19 protein-coding genes are annotated in these 16464 nt (G+C 53.6%); 14 read left to right on the top strand and 5 right to left on the bottom strand.

The genetic code is table 11. The features are described 5' to 3' along the window. Positions 1–3: 3 nt before the first annotated feature. A complete protein-coding gene (glmS, locus tag E3E33_RS03165) occupies positions 4–1812 on the bottom strand; it encodes a glutamine--fructose-6-phosphate transaminase (isomerizing) (protein ID WP_012571734.1) in 1809 nt (602 codons plus the stop codon). A gap of 168 nt (positions 1813–1980) precedes the next feature. Between glmS and E3E33_RS03170 the strand changes: the two genes are divergently transcribed. Next, entirely contained in the window at positions 1981–2175 is a 195-nt protein-coding gene (locus E3E33_RS03170; protein ID WP_012571733.1) for a PCNA-inhibitor, read from the top strand. On the opposite strand, the gene E3E33_RS03175 is transcribed toward E3E33_RS03170, so the two are convergent. Continuing rightward, positions 2170–3318 carry a class I SAM-dependent methyltransferase gene (locus tag E3E33_RS03175; RefSeq protein WP_167711820.1) on the bottom strand — a complete coding sequence of 383 codons (1149 nt, stop codon included), beginning with the start codon at positions 3316–3318 and terminating at the stop codon, positions 2170–2172. The genes E3E33_RS03170 and E3E33_RS03175 overlap by 6 nt on opposite strands. Before the next feature lie 59 nt (positions 3319–3377). Here E3E33_RS03175 and E3E33_RS03180 point away from each other — a divergent pair, with 59 nt between their 5' ends. Then, positions 3378–4763 carry a membrane-bound dolichyl-phosphate-mannose-protein mannosyltransferase gene (locus tag E3E33_RS03180; protein ID WP_012571731.1) on the top strand — a complete coding sequence of 462 codons (1386 nt, stop codon included), beginning with the start codon at positions 3378–3380 and terminating at the stop codon, positions 4761–4763. 28 nt (positions 4764–4791) lie between these two features. On the opposite strand, the gene rnhB is transcribed toward E3E33_RS03180, so the two are convergent. Genes rnhB through E3E33_RS03195 form a run of 3 tightly spaced genes read right to left on the bottom strand, consistent with a single transcriptional unit; the run spans position 4792 to position 7092 of the window. Next, positions 4792–5475: a ribonuclease HII gene (gene rnhB / locus E3E33_RS03185; protein WP_012571730.1), complete on the bottom strand. Its 684-nt coding sequence runs from the start codon at positions 5473–5475 to the stop codon at positions 4792–4794. Between the two features lie 4 nt (positions 5476–5479). Next, entirely contained in the window at positions 5480–6301 is an 822-nt protein-coding gene (locus tag E3E33_RS03190; RefSeq protein WP_012571729.1) for a metal ABC transporter permease, read from the bottom strand. Continuing rightward, positions 6298–7092, bottom strand: coding sequence for a metal ABC transporter ATP-binding protein (locus E3E33_RS03195; RefSeq protein WP_167711841.1), 795 nt, complete (start codon positions 7090–7092; stop codon positions 6298–6300). The genes E3E33_RS03190 and E3E33_RS03195 overlap by 4 nt, the downstream gene beginning before the upstream one ends. A 180-nt stretch (positions 7093–7272) precedes the next feature. On the opposite strand from E3E33_RS03195, the gene eif1A reads away from it, so the two are divergent. The 12 genes from eif1A to E3E33_RS03250 all read left to right on the top strand — a co-directional run bounded on the left by eif1A (position 7273) and on the right by E3E33_RS03250 (position 16360). Continuing rightward, a complete protein-coding gene (gene eif1A, locus E3E33_RS03200) occupies positions 7273–7629 on the top strand; it encodes a translation initiation factor eIF-1A (protein ID WP_012571727.1) in 357 nt (118 codons plus the stop codon). 27 nt (positions 7630–7656) lie between these two features. Continuing rightward, the gene (locus tag E3E33_RS03205; protein ID WP_167711842.1) at positions 7657–8436 is read left to right on the top strand and encodes a serine protein kinase RIO; all 780 of its coding nucleotides are present in this window, start codon (positions 7657–7659) and stop codon (positions 8434–8436) included. A gap of 5 nt (positions 8437–8441) precedes the next feature. After that, a complete protein-coding gene (locus E3E33_RS03210) occupies positions 8442–9146 on the top strand; it encodes a KH domain-containing protein (protein ID WP_167711821.1) in 705 nt (234 codons plus the stop codon). 2 nt (positions 9147–9148) lie between these two features. Next, positions 9149–10840 (top strand): DNA topoisomerase VI subunit B, encoded by a 1692-nt coding sequence (gene top6B, locus E3E33_RS03215; protein WP_167711822.1) that lies wholly within the window; start codon positions 9149–9151, stop codon positions 10838–10840. Next, the gene (locus E3E33_RS03220) at positions 10833–11993 is read left to right on the top strand and encodes a DNA topoisomerase IV subunit A (RefSeq protein WP_012571723.1); all 1161 of its coding nucleotides are present in this window, start codon (positions 10833–10835) and stop codon (positions 11991–11993) included. The genes top6B and E3E33_RS03220 overlap by 8 nt, the downstream gene beginning before the upstream one ends. Beyond that, a complete protein-coding gene (locus E3E33_RS03225) occupies positions 11990–13237 on the top strand; it encodes a DUF530 family protein (protein ID WP_167711823.1) in 1248 nt (415 codons plus the stop codon). The genes E3E33_RS03220 and E3E33_RS03225 overlap by 4 nt, the downstream gene beginning before the upstream one ends. A gap of 4 nt (positions 13238–13241) precedes the next feature. Continuing rightward, positions 13242–13652: a DUF1699 family protein gene (locus tag E3E33_RS03230; protein ID WP_167711824.1), complete on the top strand. Its 411-nt coding sequence runs from the start codon at positions 13242–13244 to the stop codon at positions 13650–13652. Beyond that, the gene (locus E3E33_RS03235; RefSeq protein ID WP_167711825.1) at positions 13640–14041 is read left to right on the top strand and encodes a hypothetical protein; all 402 of its coding nucleotides are present in this window, start codon (positions 13640–13642) and stop codon (positions 14039–14041) included. The genes E3E33_RS03230 and E3E33_RS03235 overlap by 13 nt, the downstream gene beginning before the upstream one ends. 94 nt (positions 14042–14135) lie before the next feature. Then, positions 14136–14261, top strand: coding sequence for a hypothetical protein (locus E3E33_RS11060; RefSeq protein ID WP_012571719.1), 126 nt, complete (start codon positions 14136–14138; stop codon positions 14259–14261). 3 nt (positions 14262–14264) lie between these two features. Continuing rightward, a complete protein-coding gene (locus tag E3E33_RS03240) occupies positions 14265–14411 on the top strand; it encodes a hypothetical protein (RefSeq protein WP_167711826.1) in 147 nt (48 codons plus the stop codon). Between the two features lie 51 nt (positions 14412–14462). Continuing rightward, positions 14463–15269 (top strand): GTP cyclohydrolase IV, encoded by an 807-nt coding sequence (locus E3E33_RS03245; protein ID WP_012571717.1) that lies wholly within the window; start codon positions 14463–14465, stop codon positions 15267–15269. A gap of 26 nt (positions 15270–15295) precedes the next feature. Beyond that, entirely contained in the window at positions 15296–16360 is a 1065-nt protein-coding gene (locus E3E33_RS03250) for an HD domain-containing protein (protein WP_167711827.1), read from the top strand. The last annotated feature ends 104 nt before the right edge of the window (positions 16361–16464 follow it).

A 16464-nucleotide genomic window follows, 5' to 3' on the forward strand; every position in this document is an offset into this window, starting at 1 on the left:
ACCTCATTCAACGGTAACTGACTTGGCCAAATTCCTCGGCTTGTCGGGGTCGTTGCCCCTGAGGACGGCGAGATGATATGCAAGGATCTGGAGCGGGACGACGTAAACTATGGGGGTAAGCAGCTCGTCCATTGGAGGCATCTCTATGAGAACGTCCGAGACTCTCTTAAGACTCTCATTATCGCCTAGGGCTATTATGTATGCGCCCCTCGCCTTCGATTCCTCTATGTTTGACACCATCTTGTCAAAGGTCTTTCCACTGGGGGCGATTGCAACCACTGGGACCCCGTTCTCAAGCAGTGCCAGCGGGCCGTGCTTCAGCTCACCCGCGCTCAGTCCCTCGGCATGGATGTAGCTTATCTCCTTGAGCTTGAGAGCTCCTTCCAGGGCGGTGGGGACGCCTATGCTCCTTCCGATGTAGAAGAAGTCCCTCTTTTCCTTAAGTTCTTCGGCGAGCTCCCTGAGTGCGCCGTCGTGCTTGAGAACTTTCTCAACCAGTTCTGGAACTTCTTTCAGCTTGCTCTCAAGCTCGTTCAGGTATTCCTCGCTGGCGGTTCCAAGAACCCTTGCGAGGGCTGTGGCGAGCATGGTAAGAACGGTAAGCTGGGTGGTGTAGGTTTTCGTCGCGGCTACGCCTATCTCCGGCCCCGCGTGGGTGTAGAGGGTTAAATCCGCTATTCTGGTTGCCATGCTGCCGACAACGTTGACTATGGCAAGGACTTTTGCGCCCCTAGCTTTTGCCAGCTTCATTGCCGCTAAAGTGTCTGCAGTCTCGCCGCTCTGGGTGATGGCTATGACCAGGGTGTTCTCGTCTATCAGGTCTTCCATTTCATAGCGGAATTCGCTGGCCTCTTCAACGATTGGAACCTTCTTCGCCAGGCGCTGGAGGAGGTATTTCCCGACCAGAGCGGCATGGTAAGAGGTTCCCATTGCAACGAAGAAGATTTTATCGTACTTCGCTATCTCCTTGGCGACATCCTCTATAACTCCGGCGTTGCCGTGGATTGCATCCCTTATCGCCCTCGGCTGTTCGTATATCTCCTTGAGCATGAAGTGTGGATAACCGGCCTTCTCGGCCATCTCGAGCGTCCACTCTACCTCGTAGACTGGCTTGTCAATGACTTCACCGGTCGAGAGCTTTTTAACGACGTGGGAGTCCTTCGTTATCACTGCGTATTCCCCATCGTCAAGGAAAACGGCCCTGTTGGTGTACTCCAAAAACGCAGGCACGTCGCTTGCTGCGAAGTTCTCTCCCTCACCTATGCCCAAAACGAGCGGGCTCTCGTTCCTCACGAAGTAGAGCCTGTCCGGCTCTTCCGTGTAGATTATCCCCAGAGCGAAAGAGCCCTTGAGCTTGAGCAGGGCTTTTCTCATGGCTTCTTCAAAGCTCTCGCTCGACTTAAGCTCCTCTTCGATGAGGTGAGCGATGACCTCGGTGTCGGTGTCGCTCTCAAAGCGGTGCCCCTTTGCCAAGAGCTCCTCTTTTATCTCGCCGTAGTTCTCGATTATGCCGTTGTGGACGAGGGCGATTTTGCCCGAGCAGTCGGTCTGTGGATGAGCGTTAACGTCGTTCGGAACACCATGAGTCGCCCAGCGGGTGTGGCCTATGCCCCTTTTTCCGGGCATCTCAAGAAGGCCGAGCTTTTCAGCGAGCTCGTCTATCCTCCCGGCACCTTTCTTAATGTGAAGCTTACCGTTTTCCTCGGTGACTATCCCAACAGAATCGTAACCTCTGTATTCGAGGCGTTTGAGCCCCTTAACAATAACCTGACAGGCAGATCTTTCGCCTATGTATCCGATTATGCCGCACATTACTTTCCACCCGCCTCTGTTACTCTTTCCCTAAATAAATCCCGGAAGTTAAAAGCGTTTCTCAACGGCCACATTAATCCCGGGCGACCGTTGATATATCCTTTGGTGCAACTGTCGATGGGAGGAAAAGCCTTTATACCCAGCGGTCTATCCCATTTGGGTGGGCCAATGGACAGGAAGCTTGACGAGTTCATAGCCAACGCCGCGCCGAAGGTTTCCGGAAGCGATACCCCCCGCAAAAAGAAAAAGCGCCTAAAATCCACAAGCCTGGAATCTTTTCTGCCTGAGGAACATGTGGTTTACTTCAAAAAGCTCCGGATAGGTTCGAAGAAGATAAGGAACGCAAAGATAGAGGAGTTATAGGGCCTCGGCTATTATCGCCCTGTCCTTGAACTGGAAGATAAAGGCCCTTCTGTCACCCTTCAGGTTTGCCTCGATGCGCTTCCTGAACCGCCAGTACTCGTTCTCAGGGATGCTTATCCTCAGCGTGGCCCTTCCAAAGCCTTCTCTCCTGAGGAAATCGTTGATTCTGAGCGGGTGGAATTTTGTGACTCCAACGACGGTGTAGGAGCGCTTGAAGTAGTCGCTCTCAACTCTCTCGTCGCTCGTCGCCAGAACGCGCCTCTTCTCGCGGAGGAGCATCTTCAGCTCGCCATTGACGCTATGAAATAGTTCGTTCAGCAAATCGGCGTAGTCTACCGCCTGCGGAATCTCATAGAGGTACTGCTTAGGCTCCTCAGTCCAGGTTACGATGTCCTCGAGATTGGGATTGCTCTCAAGGCGAACCCCTTTTGGCAGAACTACCGCGCTCCGCTCTGCCTTTGCCAGGGGCTCCGTGTAGAAGGTCAGCCTGTTCAGGTGGCCGAACAGGTCGATGTACTCGAACTCGCCCTTCCAGGGAACCTTTTCGCGCCTTATCTGCGGCGGAAGGTCGAAGATGAAGGAATCGGTTTTGTGCTTGTATGATTCATAAATCGCCAGGGGACTTGGAAGTAAATCCTCGAGCCTTCTCTCCGGCATCTCCGGAGGACGGGCTGGGTCAGAGAAGATCACCTCGGCATCGATGCGTTCTATCGTTTCGGGTGCGAGGGAATCGGCGTTTATGAACTCGATGTTTCTAACGCCGTACTTCTCGGCGTTTTTCCTCGCGAACTCTATCTTCTTGGGGTCTATATCAACTCCGTAGGCCTTCTCTACCTTCATCGCGTAGAAGATGAGCTGTATGCCTATTCCGCACGAAACGTCGGCTATGCTTTTAACTCCAAACTCTGCCAGCCTCTCGGCGCGGTATTTTGCAACAACTTCATGGGTGGCGTAGCGGAGGCCTTCCAGATCCATCCAGAGGTCGTCACGCGAGAACTTGTCTTTGGCCCTTATCCTCGCGCGGGCTATCTCGACTATTTCCTCCCAGTTCTCGCCAAGCTTGGCGCGAATCTTTCTCTCGTCCAGGCCCTTCCTGATCATCTCGACGGCGAGGCCTATCTGTTCCTCGGTTATCTCGCTCATGTTTCTAACCTCGGGGAGAGGCTTAAAAACGTTGCCGCGCTAATCTTCTCGGTGATATAATGGACTGGAAGAGAACAGCGTTCATTCTCATCTCTGGCCTCCTAATCATCGGCTCCTTCTGGTACCTGTACGACTTCGCCTCTCAGCCGAAGCTGAGGGATTACATAGGCGACGAGGTATGGTACGTCCCGGCCTCTAGGAACGTCCTCCACAGGCTCGGCGTGGAGCTGCACTACATCAACGAGACAACTAATTCTGCAGGGGTTAACATAATATTCATCAACACAAGCATGCGGATAAAGTACCAGTATCCCGTTGAGAAAATTGCCCTCCGCTACAACGCAACCTATGAAAAGGAGTATCTCAAGTTCCCGGCCGTTTACTTCGAGATTCCGGTTGAGAACCTTGAGCCGTTCCTCGATGAACTCTCGAGCGAGATTCCTTCGGACGCGTATTACGTCGTCCCAGGCTACTGGTATCCGGACAAGAATAACATCCAGAACTATCTCAACCTGGAGCACCCGTTCCTTGGGAAGGACCTCATAATGCTCGGCATGATTCTTGAGGACAAACCCATCAACTGGCGCCTCCCGGGCCTTATCGCCTTTGCCATTATCCAGATTCTCATCGTGCTCACCACCTACAGGATAAGCAGGAGCTATCTCGCTTCGCTCATAGCGCTTCTCTTTTCCGCTGCAGACCCGACGCTTCAGGCGACTGCAGTGGCTGCGATGCTCGACATCCACGTTGCCCTCTTTGTGGCGCTCTTCATGGCCCTGCTCGTCTTTGAGAGGAGACGTGCCTCGGGTTTTGCCATTGGTTTAGCCGCGGCCGCAAAACTCAGCGGTGCCTTTGGCTGGCCGGTGCTTTTGGTAAGGGCATTCAAACGGGAAAACAGTCTCCCGGGATTTCTCCTCACGATAGCGGTCTTCCCGGCCATCGGCTTCATTCTGCCAAACGTTCCTGCTATGGTGGCTGTTGGACCCCAGAAGTGGTTCGGGGAGTTCCTCGGTAGCTTCCGCTGGCACCTCAGTTCCAAGGGCGGCCACCCTGCGGCTTCCCCGTTCTGGCAGTGGTTCATAAACAAGAAGGCCTTTGCACTCCACTATGACCCCAATATCTTTGCCCAGACGGATCCCTTCCTTCTCCTTGGAATGGTGCTCTTCATATTCTCCATGCCGTGGTTGTACAAGAGGAAGCCCGGAATCCTTGCCCCCTTTGGCGTCTTCTGGAGCACGGTAGGCCTTTTTGCCCTTCAGTACCTCCTTGGGGGGACGACGCAGTTCAGCTTCTACGCAACCGTTCTCGTTCCGCCCGCGGCCGTGGTCATGGGCGTGGCACTGAACGAGCTCCTCAAGTGGGAAGCCTTCAGGGAGTCGCTGTGGATATATCTGGAGTGGTTGCTGGATGTGAAGGACAGAGTAAGGTCGAGGCTGGGAAGGTGAAGAAAGACTAAAAAGCGAAAAGAGTACATTACTTGCCGAAAAACTCCTCCAGGCTCGTCTGTCCCCTTCTCTTCTTCATCTCCTTTGCAAGCTTTTCCTCTATCTTCTTCAGCGTCTTCCAGGTGCGTCTTACTATTGGCGGAAACTCGCCGTGCTTGCGGTAGTATTCCTCCAGAAAAGTCCTCGTCCTCGGGTCGCTTGGATAGCCGGAGCCTATCTCGCCGTACTGATCTTTCAGCTTTTCAATCGCCCTGTCGCGGGCAACTTTGGCGAGGATTGAGGCCGCAGAAACCGGTACGAACTTGTCGTCGGCCTTGTGCTCGGCTATTATATCTGCTTCGAAGTCCAGCTTTGCCTTTATCTCCTCGCCGAAACGGGCTTCCTTAACGTCGGCGGCATCTATGTAAACGACGTCAGGCTTGACCTTGAGGGAGTTGAGCGCTTTAACAAAGTTCTCGACTTCGAACTCGTTGAGCGTGCCCTCACGGGAGTCAATCTCCTCAGGCCATAATTCCAAAATTACATAATCATCTAAAAGCTGCACTATCTCATCGAACAGTCTTTCTCTCCTCTTTGGGGTGAGCTTCTTTGAGTCCTTAACACCGAGTTCCTCGAGTTTAGGGACGTTCCCTTCATCCACTACAACCGCTGCGATGACCATCGGGCCGAGAACAGGCCCCCTGCCAGCCTCATCTATTCCAGCGAGCTTCAAGCTTTCACCTCCTGAAGAGAAGGGAGCCGTATATTACTCCCAGCATTATCGTTGCTATTCCGCTCGGCGGTATGTCTGTGAAGTAAGCGAGGATGACTGAGGACAGCTGTATTCCGAGGGTAAGGAACAGGCTAACCGCGAGTATCTTCCTGATGTTGTCGCTCACCATTAGGGCTATCGCTCCGGGCAAGACCGCGACCACCTGGAGGGTTATCAGGCCCACCGTCTGGACGATGAGCGCTCCAATGGCCCCGACGAGGACGTATAGAATCATGAGATAAGCCCTAGCTTTGCCGCCGTAGCTCTCCAGTCCCTCGGGGTCGAAACTTAGATAGAGGAAGTCGCGGTAGAGAGAGAGCATAACGAAGAAGAGAACTGTCCCACCGAGGACGAGGATGGTGAGGTCATTTAGGGTTATGAGGAAAATCTCGCCGGTAAGGTAGGAAACGATACTCTCGCTGAGAGGGAAGTAGGGCCTCGTCGCCATCACCTTGTAGAGTACACCAAAGCCGAGAACCGTCAGACCAGCCACGAAGCTGGCCACTATACCAACAGCAGAATCGGGGGAAAAACCAAGCTTTTCGAGCTGGGCGATTATGATGACGATTGCAACAGTAACAATAAGCGCAACGAGCATAATGAGTTCCAGGTTCTCGAAAAACAGGCCGAGAATCATGCCGAGAACCGCTCCAAAGAGGAGCGCGTGGAATATGGCGTGAGTGAGAAAGGCAAGCCCCTTTGTGTTGATGAGCGGGCTGAGCATTCCGAGGAGGACGCTCACCATTACGCTCGCTAGGATAGCCCTGATGAGGTACTCGGGGATCATATACCGCCACCCCCATGTCTGTGGAGGTGGGTGTCGCCCGTGATGCAGAAGAGTTTACCTTCAATGGGGATCACTCTAGCCAGCGGGCCATAAACAGTCTTGATTATTTCGTCGCGGAGAACTTTGCTGGGCGTTCCAAAGGCTATGAGGCGCCTGTTGAGAAGGAGAACTTTATCTCCAATGTCTATCAGCGGATTGACATCATGAGTGGTGATTATCATCGTTATTCCGCTTTCGTGCTTTATCTTGTCCAGAACGTTTGCCACCTCGACCCTTGCGCTCGGATCGAGGGCTGAGAGTGGTTCATCGAGAAGAAGAAGCCCTGGATCGCTTATGAGTGCTCTCGCGAGAAGAACCCTCTGCTTCTGGCCGCCGCTCAGCTCTCTAAAGAGCCTGTCTTTAATGTGAGCCAGTCCAACGAAACCGAGAGCTTCCTCGGCTTTCTGGAGAATTTCCTTTGGGATCTTGAAATGGACGAAACCTTTCCTATAGATGCCGCCCATTGCAACTACCTCAATGGCAGTAAGCGGGACCCGCTCGTTGAGGACGTGGCTCTGTGGTACATAGGAGATAAGATCCCTGGCTTCTTCAGGTTTTCTGCCGAATACTTCAAGCTTTCCCGTGTACTCCCTGTGGAACGCCGCTATGGTTCTCAGAAGTGTGGTCTTTCCTGCTCCGTTGGGGCCGAGTAGAAGCATTGTCTCTCCTTCATCCAGCTCGAAGGTCACGTCTTCCACTGCCCGCTGTCCCTCGTAGAGTATTGTTAGATTTTCTGCTTTTACTGCCCTCATGGTTATCTCCAAAGTGTACATTAGCGGGGTGCGCTTTTAAACTTTAATGTGTCATCAGTGGGCAGTTCTGAGTAATCTTCGTGCAAAAATTTTAAAAGTCTGTCGCCTAAGGGCCATTGGAAAATTTTTGCAAGGCTTAAGCTTATAAGGGCTCAATCCTAGGGGGAGGAGGTGATGCTCATGGCCTACCATAAGGGTGGTAAAAAGAAGAACAGGCAGGTTCAGGGGGATGAGGTCATTCGTGTTCCCCTTCCAAAAGAGGGACAGCTGTTCGGAGTTATCGAGCAGGCTCTCGGAGCCGGATGGATGGACGTTCGCTGCTCCGACGGAAAGGTCAGGAGATGCAGGATACCCGGCAAGCTCAAGAGGAGAATGTGGATGCGCGTCGGCGACGTCGTCATAGTCCAGCCCTGGCCGGTTCAGACGGACGAGAGAGGGGACATAGTCTACCGCTACACTAAGACACAGGTTGACTGGCTCCTGAGGAAGGGCAAGATAAGCCAGGATTTCCTCACGGGCGGCGAGCTGCTCTTCTGAGCTCTCAAAACCCTTTGAGTGATAGCGATGCGCGAGGAGTTCATCGAGCGGGAAGTCGAGGAGATGCTCGGTCTCACGGAGAGGCGCGAAAAGGACAGCGAGCTCTACAAGATAGCCAACGAGGTCTTTGACAGGACGACCAAGGAAACCCTCGCCTATCTCCACCGCAGGGGTAAGATAGAGAGCCTCTACGGCGTGATAAGCACGGGCAAGGAGGCCAACGTCTTAGCTGGAGTAGACAGCGAGGGCAACAGGGTGGCGGTGAAGATATACCGGACCTACACCACCGAGTTCCGCAGAATATGGGAGTACCTAGCTGCCGACCCGAGAGTTGGCTACTTGCCCAAGGATATGAGAAAGCTCGTCTTTGTCTGGACGAGGAGGGAATATAAAAACCTCCAGAGGGCGATTAAATACGCGGTCCGCGTTCCCGAGCCGATAATCTTCCGCAACAACGTCCTCGTCATGGAGTTCATAGGCGAGGAGCTTCCTGCTCCCCGCTTGAAGGACGTCGAAAGGGAGCTGGCTAAAGAGGACTTCGAGGAGCTCTACGACTTTACGATGGGTGTAATCGAGCGCCTCTGGAAGAGGGGAGACATGGTGCATGGGGACCTGAGCGAGTACAATATCCTGCTCCATGATGGCCCTGTGGTTATAGACTGGTCCCAGGCGACCGTGAAGAGGAATAGGATGAGCGTTGAGCTCCTGAAGAGAGACTTGAGGAACATCATCAATTACTTTGGTAAAAAGGGCGTTGATGTTGATGATTTCCACGAGAAGTTTAAGGAACTCGTTGAGAGCGGGTGAGAGGTATGGACGAGTTTGAGAGACTGCTCAAGAAGTACGAGCGCGTTGATAAGGACGGAAGACCCCTCAAGAACAATGAGGAAGAGGAGATAACCTATGCCGCCCTGGGCGAGCAGGAGGAGTTCGTTAGGATTCCGAAGGACAGGGTGGCGGTTCTGATAGGAAAGAAAGGGCGGACTAAGAAGGAGATAGAGAGACGCACGAAGACGAGAATCGAGGTAGACAGTGAGACTGGGGAGGTTTTCATCACCGCCACGAAGGAGACAGACGATCCCTTAGCAGTCTGGAAGGCTCGCGATGTTGTTACCGCCATCGGTAGGGGCTTCTCGCCAGAGAGGGCCTTCAGGCTCTTCAACGAGGGTGAGGTTCTTGAGGTAATCAACCTCACCGACATCATCATAGGCAACGACAAGAACGCTCTTCCGCGCGTTAGGGGAAGGATAATCGGTCGAAAGGGCAGAACAAGGGAGATAATAGAGGAAATGAGCGGTGCCGACGTTAGCGTTTACGGAAAGACGGTAGCTATAATCGGCAACCCGATTCAGGTTGAGGTTGCCAAAACAGCCATAGAGAAGCTCGCCAAGGGTTCGCCCCACGGGGTGGTTTACAAGTATCTTGAGAGGCGCAAGAAAGATTTGGAACTTGAAAGCGTCACCTACTACGAGGCCCTTGGCGGCTCTGAAAACTTTGAAGGCTTTGAGGAGGAGTGAAAATGGCCGAGGCAAGTCAGCTGTTTAAGGAGTTCAAGATTCAGAGCGTCAGCGAGTTCTTCAGAAGAAACGCTGCAATGCTCGGTTACACGGGCAAGATACGCTCCCTCACGACAGTCGTCCACGAGGCAGTCACCAATTCCCTCGACGCCTGTGAGGAGGCAGGTATTCTGCCGTACGTCCGCGTTGAGATTGAAGAGCTAGGGAGGGAGCACTACAAGGTTATAGTCGAGGACAACGGTCCCGGAATCCCTGAGAAGTTCATAACCCACGTCTTTGGAAAGATGCTCGCTGGAACCAAGGCTCACAGGAACATACAGAGCCGCGGTCAGCAGGGTATAGGTATATCCGGTGCGGTAATGTTCGCCCAGATAACGAGCGGAAAGGCCACGCGCGTAATCACCTCAACCGGAGGCGACATAATCGAGGCCTGGGTCAAGATCGACGTCGACAAGAACGAAGGTAAGATAGTCAAGAAGGAAAGGCACCCGAATCCAAAGGGCTGGCGGGGCACTAGGATAGAGCTTGAGGTTAAAAACGTCCGCTACGTCCGTTCCAAGCAGGGTGTCTACTGGTACCTCAAGCTCACGGCCATAGCCAATCCGCACGCCCACATAGAGCTTATCGAGCCGGACGGGAAGCTCATAGTCTTCCCGCGTTCGAGTGAGGAAGTTCCAAAGCCGCCCGTCGAGATGAAGCCCCACCCGAAGGGAGTTCTCACGGATGACGTTTACAGAATGGCCAAGAAGACGAGGAGAAACACCGTCAGGCGCTTCCTAATAGGCGAGTTCTCGAGGATAAGTGACAAGAAGGTCGATGAGTTGATAAAGTACATCGCCGCCCTCAGGCTCATTAAGACAGAGAGGGACAAAGCGGTTCAGGATCAGCTCTACGAAAGGCTGATGAATGGTGAGGTCGATAAGGTTCTGCGTTCCTTCAAGGGCTACACCAAGGTCGTCAAGCAGGTGGCAAAGCTCATGGAGAAGCCGCCAGAGAAGCTCAGCTGGCACGAGGCTGAGGAGATAGTCGAGGCATTCAAGTATATGAAGTTCCTCGCTCCACCAACCCACGGCCTCAGACCGATAGGCGAGGAGAACATCGAGAAGGGTCTCAAGGGAATCCTCAAACCTGAGTTCGTCACGGCGGTCACGAGGCCTCCGAAGGTCTACAGCGGTGGAATTCCTTTCCAGGTTGAGGTCGGCCTGGCCTACGGCGGGGAGATAAGCAGCGGCTTTGACCTTCTCCGCTATGCCAACCGCGTCCCGCTCCTCTTCGATGCGGGCTCGTGTGTGACCACTTTGGCGGCTCGTTCCATCGACTGGAAGCGCTACAAGGTTGACGACCTCGAGCGTGCCCCGGTAGTGCTCATGATAAACGTCATCAGCGTCCACGTTCCCTATACCGGAACCGGAAAGCAGAGCATAGCCAACGTTGATGAGATACACAACGAGATCAGGCTGGCGATAATGGACGCGGCGAGGAGGCTCCAGACATACCTGAGTGGCAAGCACAGAAGGCTCTACCAGGTGAAGAGGAAGAAGACCTTCGAGAAGTACGTGCCCGAGATAGCTAAGGCCCTGAGTATATTAACAGGCGAGCCCGAGGAGGAGGTTAAGAACTACTTCCTGAGGTTCATCGAGGAAAGGTTCGCCCAGAGCGAGGTTGAGGCAGAGGAGGTGGCTGAGAATGCCTAAATCCAAGGCCGTCAAGAGGAGCCAGCCAAGGGAGCGCTTCTCCTATGACCCCACTAAGGTGCTCAACAAGCTGGAGGAGTACGGAAGGCGTGTGCTGGAGGACATAAAGAGCGGTAAGAATCCCTACTTCGACATACCCATGCGCGGGCTGAGCAACGTCTACTTCGATGAGAAGAGAAGAGTCATCAAGATGGGCGACAAGCTCTCCAGAAGGTACTTCCTCAACGTCGCCCACGCGAGAAAGTTCATGCAGACGCTGCTCATAATGGCCTACGTCAAAAGGCTCGTCAGCGAAGGGAAGCACGCGAGCCTCCGTGAAGCCTACTACGCCAACAAGCACACCATTCCGGGAACGAAGGAGAACACCTTCGAGGACCAGCGCGAGAGTGACCCGATTATCGAGGATCTTGAGAGAATGCTCGGCGTTCTTCGTGAGGAGATGCATCTCACAGCCGACAGGCGCGGCTACATATACGGCGACATCGTCATACGCGACGGCGAGGACGAGTTCAACACCAGCAAGCTCGGTATGGGTGGCTGGGCAGTCCCAGGAACGGTTGAGCACCTCCAGTTCGTCGAGGTCAACGTAGATTACGCTTTGGTCGTCGAGACGGCAGCTATGGCCGACCGTCTCATCGAGGAAAAGTTCCCGAAGAAGGAGAACGCCCTAATCATAGCAACGCAGGGACAGGCCTCTCGTGGAGTCAGGAGGCTCATCCACAGGCTCCACTACGAGGAAGGACTGCCCATCATAGTCTTCACCGATGGAGACCCCTACGGTTGGTACATCTACTCCACTATAAAGCAGGGCTCCATTAACCTCGCATACCTCAGCGAGAAGCTGGCAACGCCGGAAGCTAAGTTCGTGGGCATGACCATGGACGATATAGAGCGCTATGGCCTCAAGAACGTTACCGAAAAGCTCAAGGGCATACCACCAAACAAGAAGGGCGGTCCAACGGGCGACTACAAGAGGATCATCGAGGAGATGAACTACCCATGGTTCCAGAACAAGGAGTGGCAGAGGCAGCTCCAGCTGGCCCTCAAGATGGGCGTCAGGATTGAGCAGCAGGCTCTGGCCAACAAGAGCCTTGAGTTCGTGGCGAAGAAGTACTTGCCTGAAAAGATAAACAACGGTGAGCTCCTGCCATGACGACGACGGAAGAGCTCGTCGCGCAGGTGAACAAGATACTTGACGACATCGGAATAGACATGGACGGGTTATTCGAGACTTTCGACGTCCCGTCCATTTCTTACCGTTTGAAGGAGAACCTGTCTCTCCTCCAAGAGCTTGAGGAGGATTTATCAAGGCGCGTCGGTGAGGCTACCCCCTCGGTGGGAGGCTTCGACAAGAGGAACAAGGATCCTCACATCCAATGGATATACAAGAAGAAGCGCAACCGTGTTTTGGCCCTTGAAAGGCTTCGCTCGGCCATTACCGCCCACAAGATGGCCCTAGCGTTGATAGCGGCCAACTATACTTTTACTCATGGAAAGAGAGAGCTCTCAATCAGGGAGCTCAAAAGGGAGGATCTTCCAAAGGTTAAGGTCATCCAAAAGCCCGTCCAGCTTGGACGCGTTGAGGTGCTTCCTTATTTGGCGTATTCCGGTGACGTACTTCGCCTTCTGGCAAGGGAGAGCATCGAGGTCAGGGAGGCTTTCAAGTTCATAAAGGGCAAGCTCCGTGAGAAGGGGACAGTGAGAACGAGGGGACTTCGCATCGAGGTCGAGTACTGGGAGAACAACAGACTCAAGAAGGCGCGCATCGATTTGCCCACCGATGCAGACATAGAGGCTGAGCTGAGGCAGCGCTACGGAAGAAGATTCCGCTGGAGAGTTCTCAGCTTCGTCAAGACGAAGGGCGTTCTCATAAACAACCACTACACTGTTGACAACCTTGCCTTAGCGTATTCCGTCCTCGACCCCGAAAAAGGAGCAGAGCTTCTGGGCCTCGACCTCTTCCGCTACTACTTCCTCACCTCCGAGAACGATAGGGAAGGCCTGGGCCTCTACCCGGATATAAAGCTTTGCATCGACTGCCACTACTCGATCTTCGATCTTCCCTTCAGGAACGAGCCCGGCTTCAAGACAGGCCATGGAAGCATGATGCTCATACGGAAGTGTGAGATGGAGAAGGCCCTCGTTGGCAGGAGGAGAGACATAACCAACATCCCCAACTATTTACTCGGCGGAGTTCTGCTCTACGGCATGAGCGACTACAGCGAGGAGAAGGTGGCCCAGCTCCTCGGTATTCCCGAGGACGAACTTGTCGAGGCCATAAAGAAGTTCGTGATTTCAGGCCTCCACAAAACGCTCTTCGCCGACACCAAGAAGTTCGAGAAGTTCATGCCCAAGAGCGACAGGGCGAAGCAGTTCCTAGCGCTCCTCCAGGGGTGAGGACATGAGGGTGGAGATAAAGGCCAGAAACAACGCCGAGCTCATAATGAAACTCAATGAAGTCTTAAACGACGAGGTTACCGAGGTCTACATCAACCTCCGCCCGACAAAGGAGATACTCGTGAGGATACTTGAGCGTGCGCCGAACGTTAGGAAAATCTCCTGTCCGCCGAGTCTCTATCCCAAGGTCTCGAAAAAAGCGATAAACGCCCTTGCGCAGATGGGCATAGAGCTCGTTCCCGAGGGCTATCCCCGTGGAAGGCCGCGGAAGTACGATGAGCGGACTATCCGCGAGGTTTACAACCTTATACGGAAGGGTATAACCCCCAAGGAGATAAGCTCCCGCATGGGAATTCCGCTAAGGACGGTTTACTACATGATCGAGCAGATAGGTGCTCGGCAATGGAAAGAATGAAGGCCCGCTACGGGGTCCTTTTCTCCACTCTCCTTATCACCTTAGCCCTTCTCGGAAGCACGGCCGTTTACGGTGGCGTCACGGTGTTCAACATCGAATGGCTCTTTTTCTTTGTGAACCTTATCCTCCTGGGGATGGCCGGCTACGTCATCAGGCTCGTGCTTGAGGAAAGCCTTGAAAGGGGCGGCAGGGAGACCAAGAGAGGCAACGTCTTGACCGGGGCTATAACACTCCTCGCCATCTTCGTTGTCCTCAAACTGTTCTTCGAGAAGAAACCGGAAAAGCTCTTCGAGGGCGGCGGTGCGGTTAAAAGCATTGAGGGCGTCTGGTACTACGTCACATCCGGCGATTTTCCGGTCGTCCTGAAGGAGCTTCCGGCGGTTTTTTAACTTCCTTCCATTCATCGTCTTTCTGATTCTGGTTATCACAGTGAAACGGCGGAAAAGAAGCAAGTTGCGTTCGAGATGAAGTTTAACTTCCGAAATGCGCTACGAAGCCCTTGAGGGAACCACCGCCAAAAGGGTCATAAAGATGTACAAAAACGTCGTTGCCGGTCTCATCATGAAGGGCTACCCCTACAGGAAGAGCTGGACTCATAGGGAGCATTAGAAAATGTTGAGGGAGATTTTCCCGGATCTGGAGGACCTCGATGTCCTCATACGGATTTTTGAAAAGACTAAATACGCTGGAAGGCTGAACGACGACGATGTAAAGCTCGCGAGGAAAAGCTACGAGAGGCTGATGAGCCTGCTGAGGTAGGTTTAAAAGGGGCCCCGATTAGATAACCCTAAAAAGTTCAGGGTGATACTCATGCCGATATTCGAGACCCAGGAAGAGATTCCCGAGATTAGAGAGCGCCTTCACCGTGTCGGAATAACAAATCTCCGAACGGTGGCAAAGATAAACTGGAAAGGAAGGGTGTACACTTTCCTCCCGCTCTTTGAGATAACTATCGACGTTCCGGAGGAGAAGAAGGGCATACACATGAGCAGGCTCGTGGAGAGCATAACAGAGGCGATGAGCGAGGCCGTTGAGGAAGAGGTGATGGAAGCTCACAGCTCGCTCGAAGAGCTTGGGAAGGCAGTCATTTATAGGCTCGAAGGCAAGCACCCACACAAGAGGGCTGAGGTCTGGATAAGGACTCACCTCATAATCCCTCGCGAGACGCCGGCGAGCAAAAAGACCACCTACGAGCCCTATGACGTTGAGGTCGGAGTCATCAAGAACGAGGACGGAAGCTTTGAGAAGATTCTGAGGGTTAAGGTTATCGGAAACACCGCCTGTCCGCACGCTATGGCGAACAACAACGGCAAGACGCACATACAGAGGGCGATAGGCGAGCTTGAGGTAAGAACGGCCTTTGACGAGGAGATAGCACTTGAGGATATGATAGACGTCGTTGAGAGCTCCTTCAGCCACCCGACCTACACGCTACTCAAGACGGTAGATGAGAACGCCGTCGTTCAGGGCATGTACAGGAACCCGAAGTTTGTCGAGGACGTTGCGCGCGAGATATTCGCCAAGGCGAAGAAGCGCTTTAAGGGCAGGATTCACGTGAGGGTCATCAGCAACGAGAGCATCCACAAGCACGACGTCATAGCGGAGACGTGGAGCTGACTTTCTCAATTTTCGGGGTGTTCCTTGTGAAAGTCATCCGCGACGCCATTCACGGAGACATAGTCCTGGACGAGTTTGCGCTGAGGATTGTTGACACGCCCGAGTTCCAGAGGCTGAGGAGGATAACCCAGCTTGGGCTGGCGTACCTTGCATATCCATCGGCGAGGCACACGCGCTTTGAGCACTCCCTGGGAACGTTCTGGCTCGCGAAGAAGATAGCGGAGAACAACAGGGATACAGTTGAAGGGGCAGTGGCGTACGCCGCACTGCTCCATGATCTCGGGCACTATCCATTCTCCCACACCCTTGAGGCACTCTACGGGAGCCATGAGGAGAACACGAGGCGGGCTCTGAAAGAGGGCGAAATCCGAGATGTCATAGGGGAGCGCTACTCTCTCAAAGAGTTCCTCAGCCTTCTCAAGCACCCGATAGTGAGCGGGGACATAGACGCCGACAGGATGGACTACCTCGTGAGGGATGCCTACTACACCGGCGTTGCATACGGACTCGTCGACCTCGACAGGCTTATAAGAAACCTCCGCTACGACGGCGAAAAGCTCATCATCGGGCAGAAGGGGATAATGGCCGCTCAGTCGCTGCTCCTCGCGAGGAGCATGATGTATCCAACCGTCTACCAGCACCATGTTTCCAGGATAGCGTCGGCGATGCTCATCAAGGCAGTCGAGCTTGAGAGAATACGTGAGAAAGAGGTCGCCACCATGGACGAGGTTGATTTAATCGCTCGCCTTAGGGGAAGCGAGCTCGATGAGGTCAGGGAGCTGGTGAAGGCCATCGATGACAGGAGGCTCTATAAACGCATAGTTTATACTAATGAAGAGTTCAAGAATGTCGAGGAGCTTAAAAAGGCCCTTGAAGATGAGTTCAACCACTTGGCTATCCTCGACTACCCACCGAAGCCGAAGTTCGAGGAGAAGAACGCATTCGTTGAGGGAGGCCAGAGGTTAAGCAATGTCTCCCCTCTCGTCAGGAGCCTGGTGGAGCTCAAGGACACGCACTGGCGCTGGGGGGTTTACGCAAGGGAGGACGTCAGGGAGGAGGTCAGGCAATTCGTGATGGACTTCCTTGGCTGAAGTGGTTGGATTTTCTTTTTGCTTCCAAAAACCTTAAGTAGTTTAAACGTTTTCGCCTGACCTCGATTTTGCGCTGGGAAAGATTTATAACCGCACCTTTTAAG

Origin of the sequence: Thermococcus sp. GR5 (genome assembly GCF_012027535.1) — an archaeon.
Lineage (GTDB): Archaea > Methanobacteriota_B > Thermococci > Thermococcales > Thermococcaceae > Thermococcus > Thermococcus onnurineus.

Excerpts from the sequence above, each read along its gene's own strand:
- glmS (WP_012571734.1), bottom strand. The coding sequence starts at position 1,812 with ATGTGCGGCATAATCGGATACATAGGCGAAAGATCTGCCTGTCAGGTT.
- E3E33_RS03170 (WP_012571733.1), top strand. The coding sequence starts at position 1,981 with ATGGACAGGAAGCTTGACGAGTTCATAGCCAACGCCGCGCCGAAGGTT.
- E3E33_RS03175 (WP_167711820.1), bottom strand. The coding sequence starts at position 3,318 with ATGAGCGAGATAACCGAGGAACAGATAGGCCTCGCCGTCGAGATGATC.
- E3E33_RS03180 (WP_012571731.1), top strand. The coding sequence starts at position 3,378 with ATGGACTGGAAGAGAACAGCGTTCATTCTCATCTCTGGCCTCCTAATC.
- E3E33_RS03190 (WP_012571729.1), bottom strand. The coding sequence starts at position 6,301 with ATGATCCCCGAGTACCTCATCAGGGCTATCCTAGCGAGCGTAATGGTG.
- E3E33_RS03195 (WP_167711841.1), bottom strand. The coding sequence starts at position 7,092 with ATGAGGGCAGTAAAAGCAGAAAATCTAACAATACTCTACGAGGGACAG.
- eif1A (WP_012571727.1), top strand. The coding sequence starts at position 7,273 with ATGGCCTACCATAAGGGTGGTAAAAAGAAGAACAGGCAGGTTCAGGGG.
- E3E33_RS03205 (WP_167711842.1), top strand. The coding sequence starts at position 7,657 with ATGCGCGAGGAGTTCATCGAGCGGGAAGTCGAGGAGATGCTCGGTCTC.
- E3E33_RS03210 (WP_167711821.1), top strand. The coding sequence starts at position 8,442 with ATGGACGAGTTTGAGAGACTGCTCAAGAAGTACGAGCGCGTTGATAAG.
- top6B (WP_167711822.1), top strand. The coding sequence starts at position 9,149 with ATGGCCGAGGCAAGTCAGCTGTTTAAGGAGTTCAAGATTCAGAGCGTC.
- E3E33_RS03220 (WP_012571723.1), top strand. The coding sequence starts at position 10,833 with ATGCCTAAATCCAAGGCCGTCAAGAGGAGCCAGCCAAGGGAGCGCTTC.
- E3E33_RS03225 (WP_167711823.1), top strand. The coding sequence starts at position 11,990 with ATGACGACGACGGAAGAGCTCGTCGCGCAGGTGAACAAGATACTTGAC.
- E3E33_RS03230 (WP_167711824.1), top strand. The coding sequence starts at position 13,242 with ATGAGGGTGGAGATAAAGGCCAGAAACAACGCCGAGCTCATAATGAAA.
- E3E33_RS03235 (WP_167711825.1), top strand. The coding sequence starts at position 13,640 with ATGGAAAGAATGAAGGCCCGCTACGGGGTCCTTTTCTCCACTCTCCTT.
- E3E33_RS11060 (WP_012571719.1), top strand. The coding sequence starts at position 14,136 with ATGCGCTACGAAGCCCTTGAGGGAACCACCGCCAAAAGGGTCATAAAG.
- E3E33_RS03240 (WP_167711826.1), top strand. The coding sequence starts at position 14,265 with ATGTTGAGGGAGATTTTCCCGGATCTGGAGGACCTCGATGTCCTCATA.
- E3E33_RS03245 (WP_012571717.1), top strand. The coding sequence starts at position 14,463 with ATGCCGATATTCGAGACCCAGGAAGAGATTCCCGAGATTAGAGAGCGC.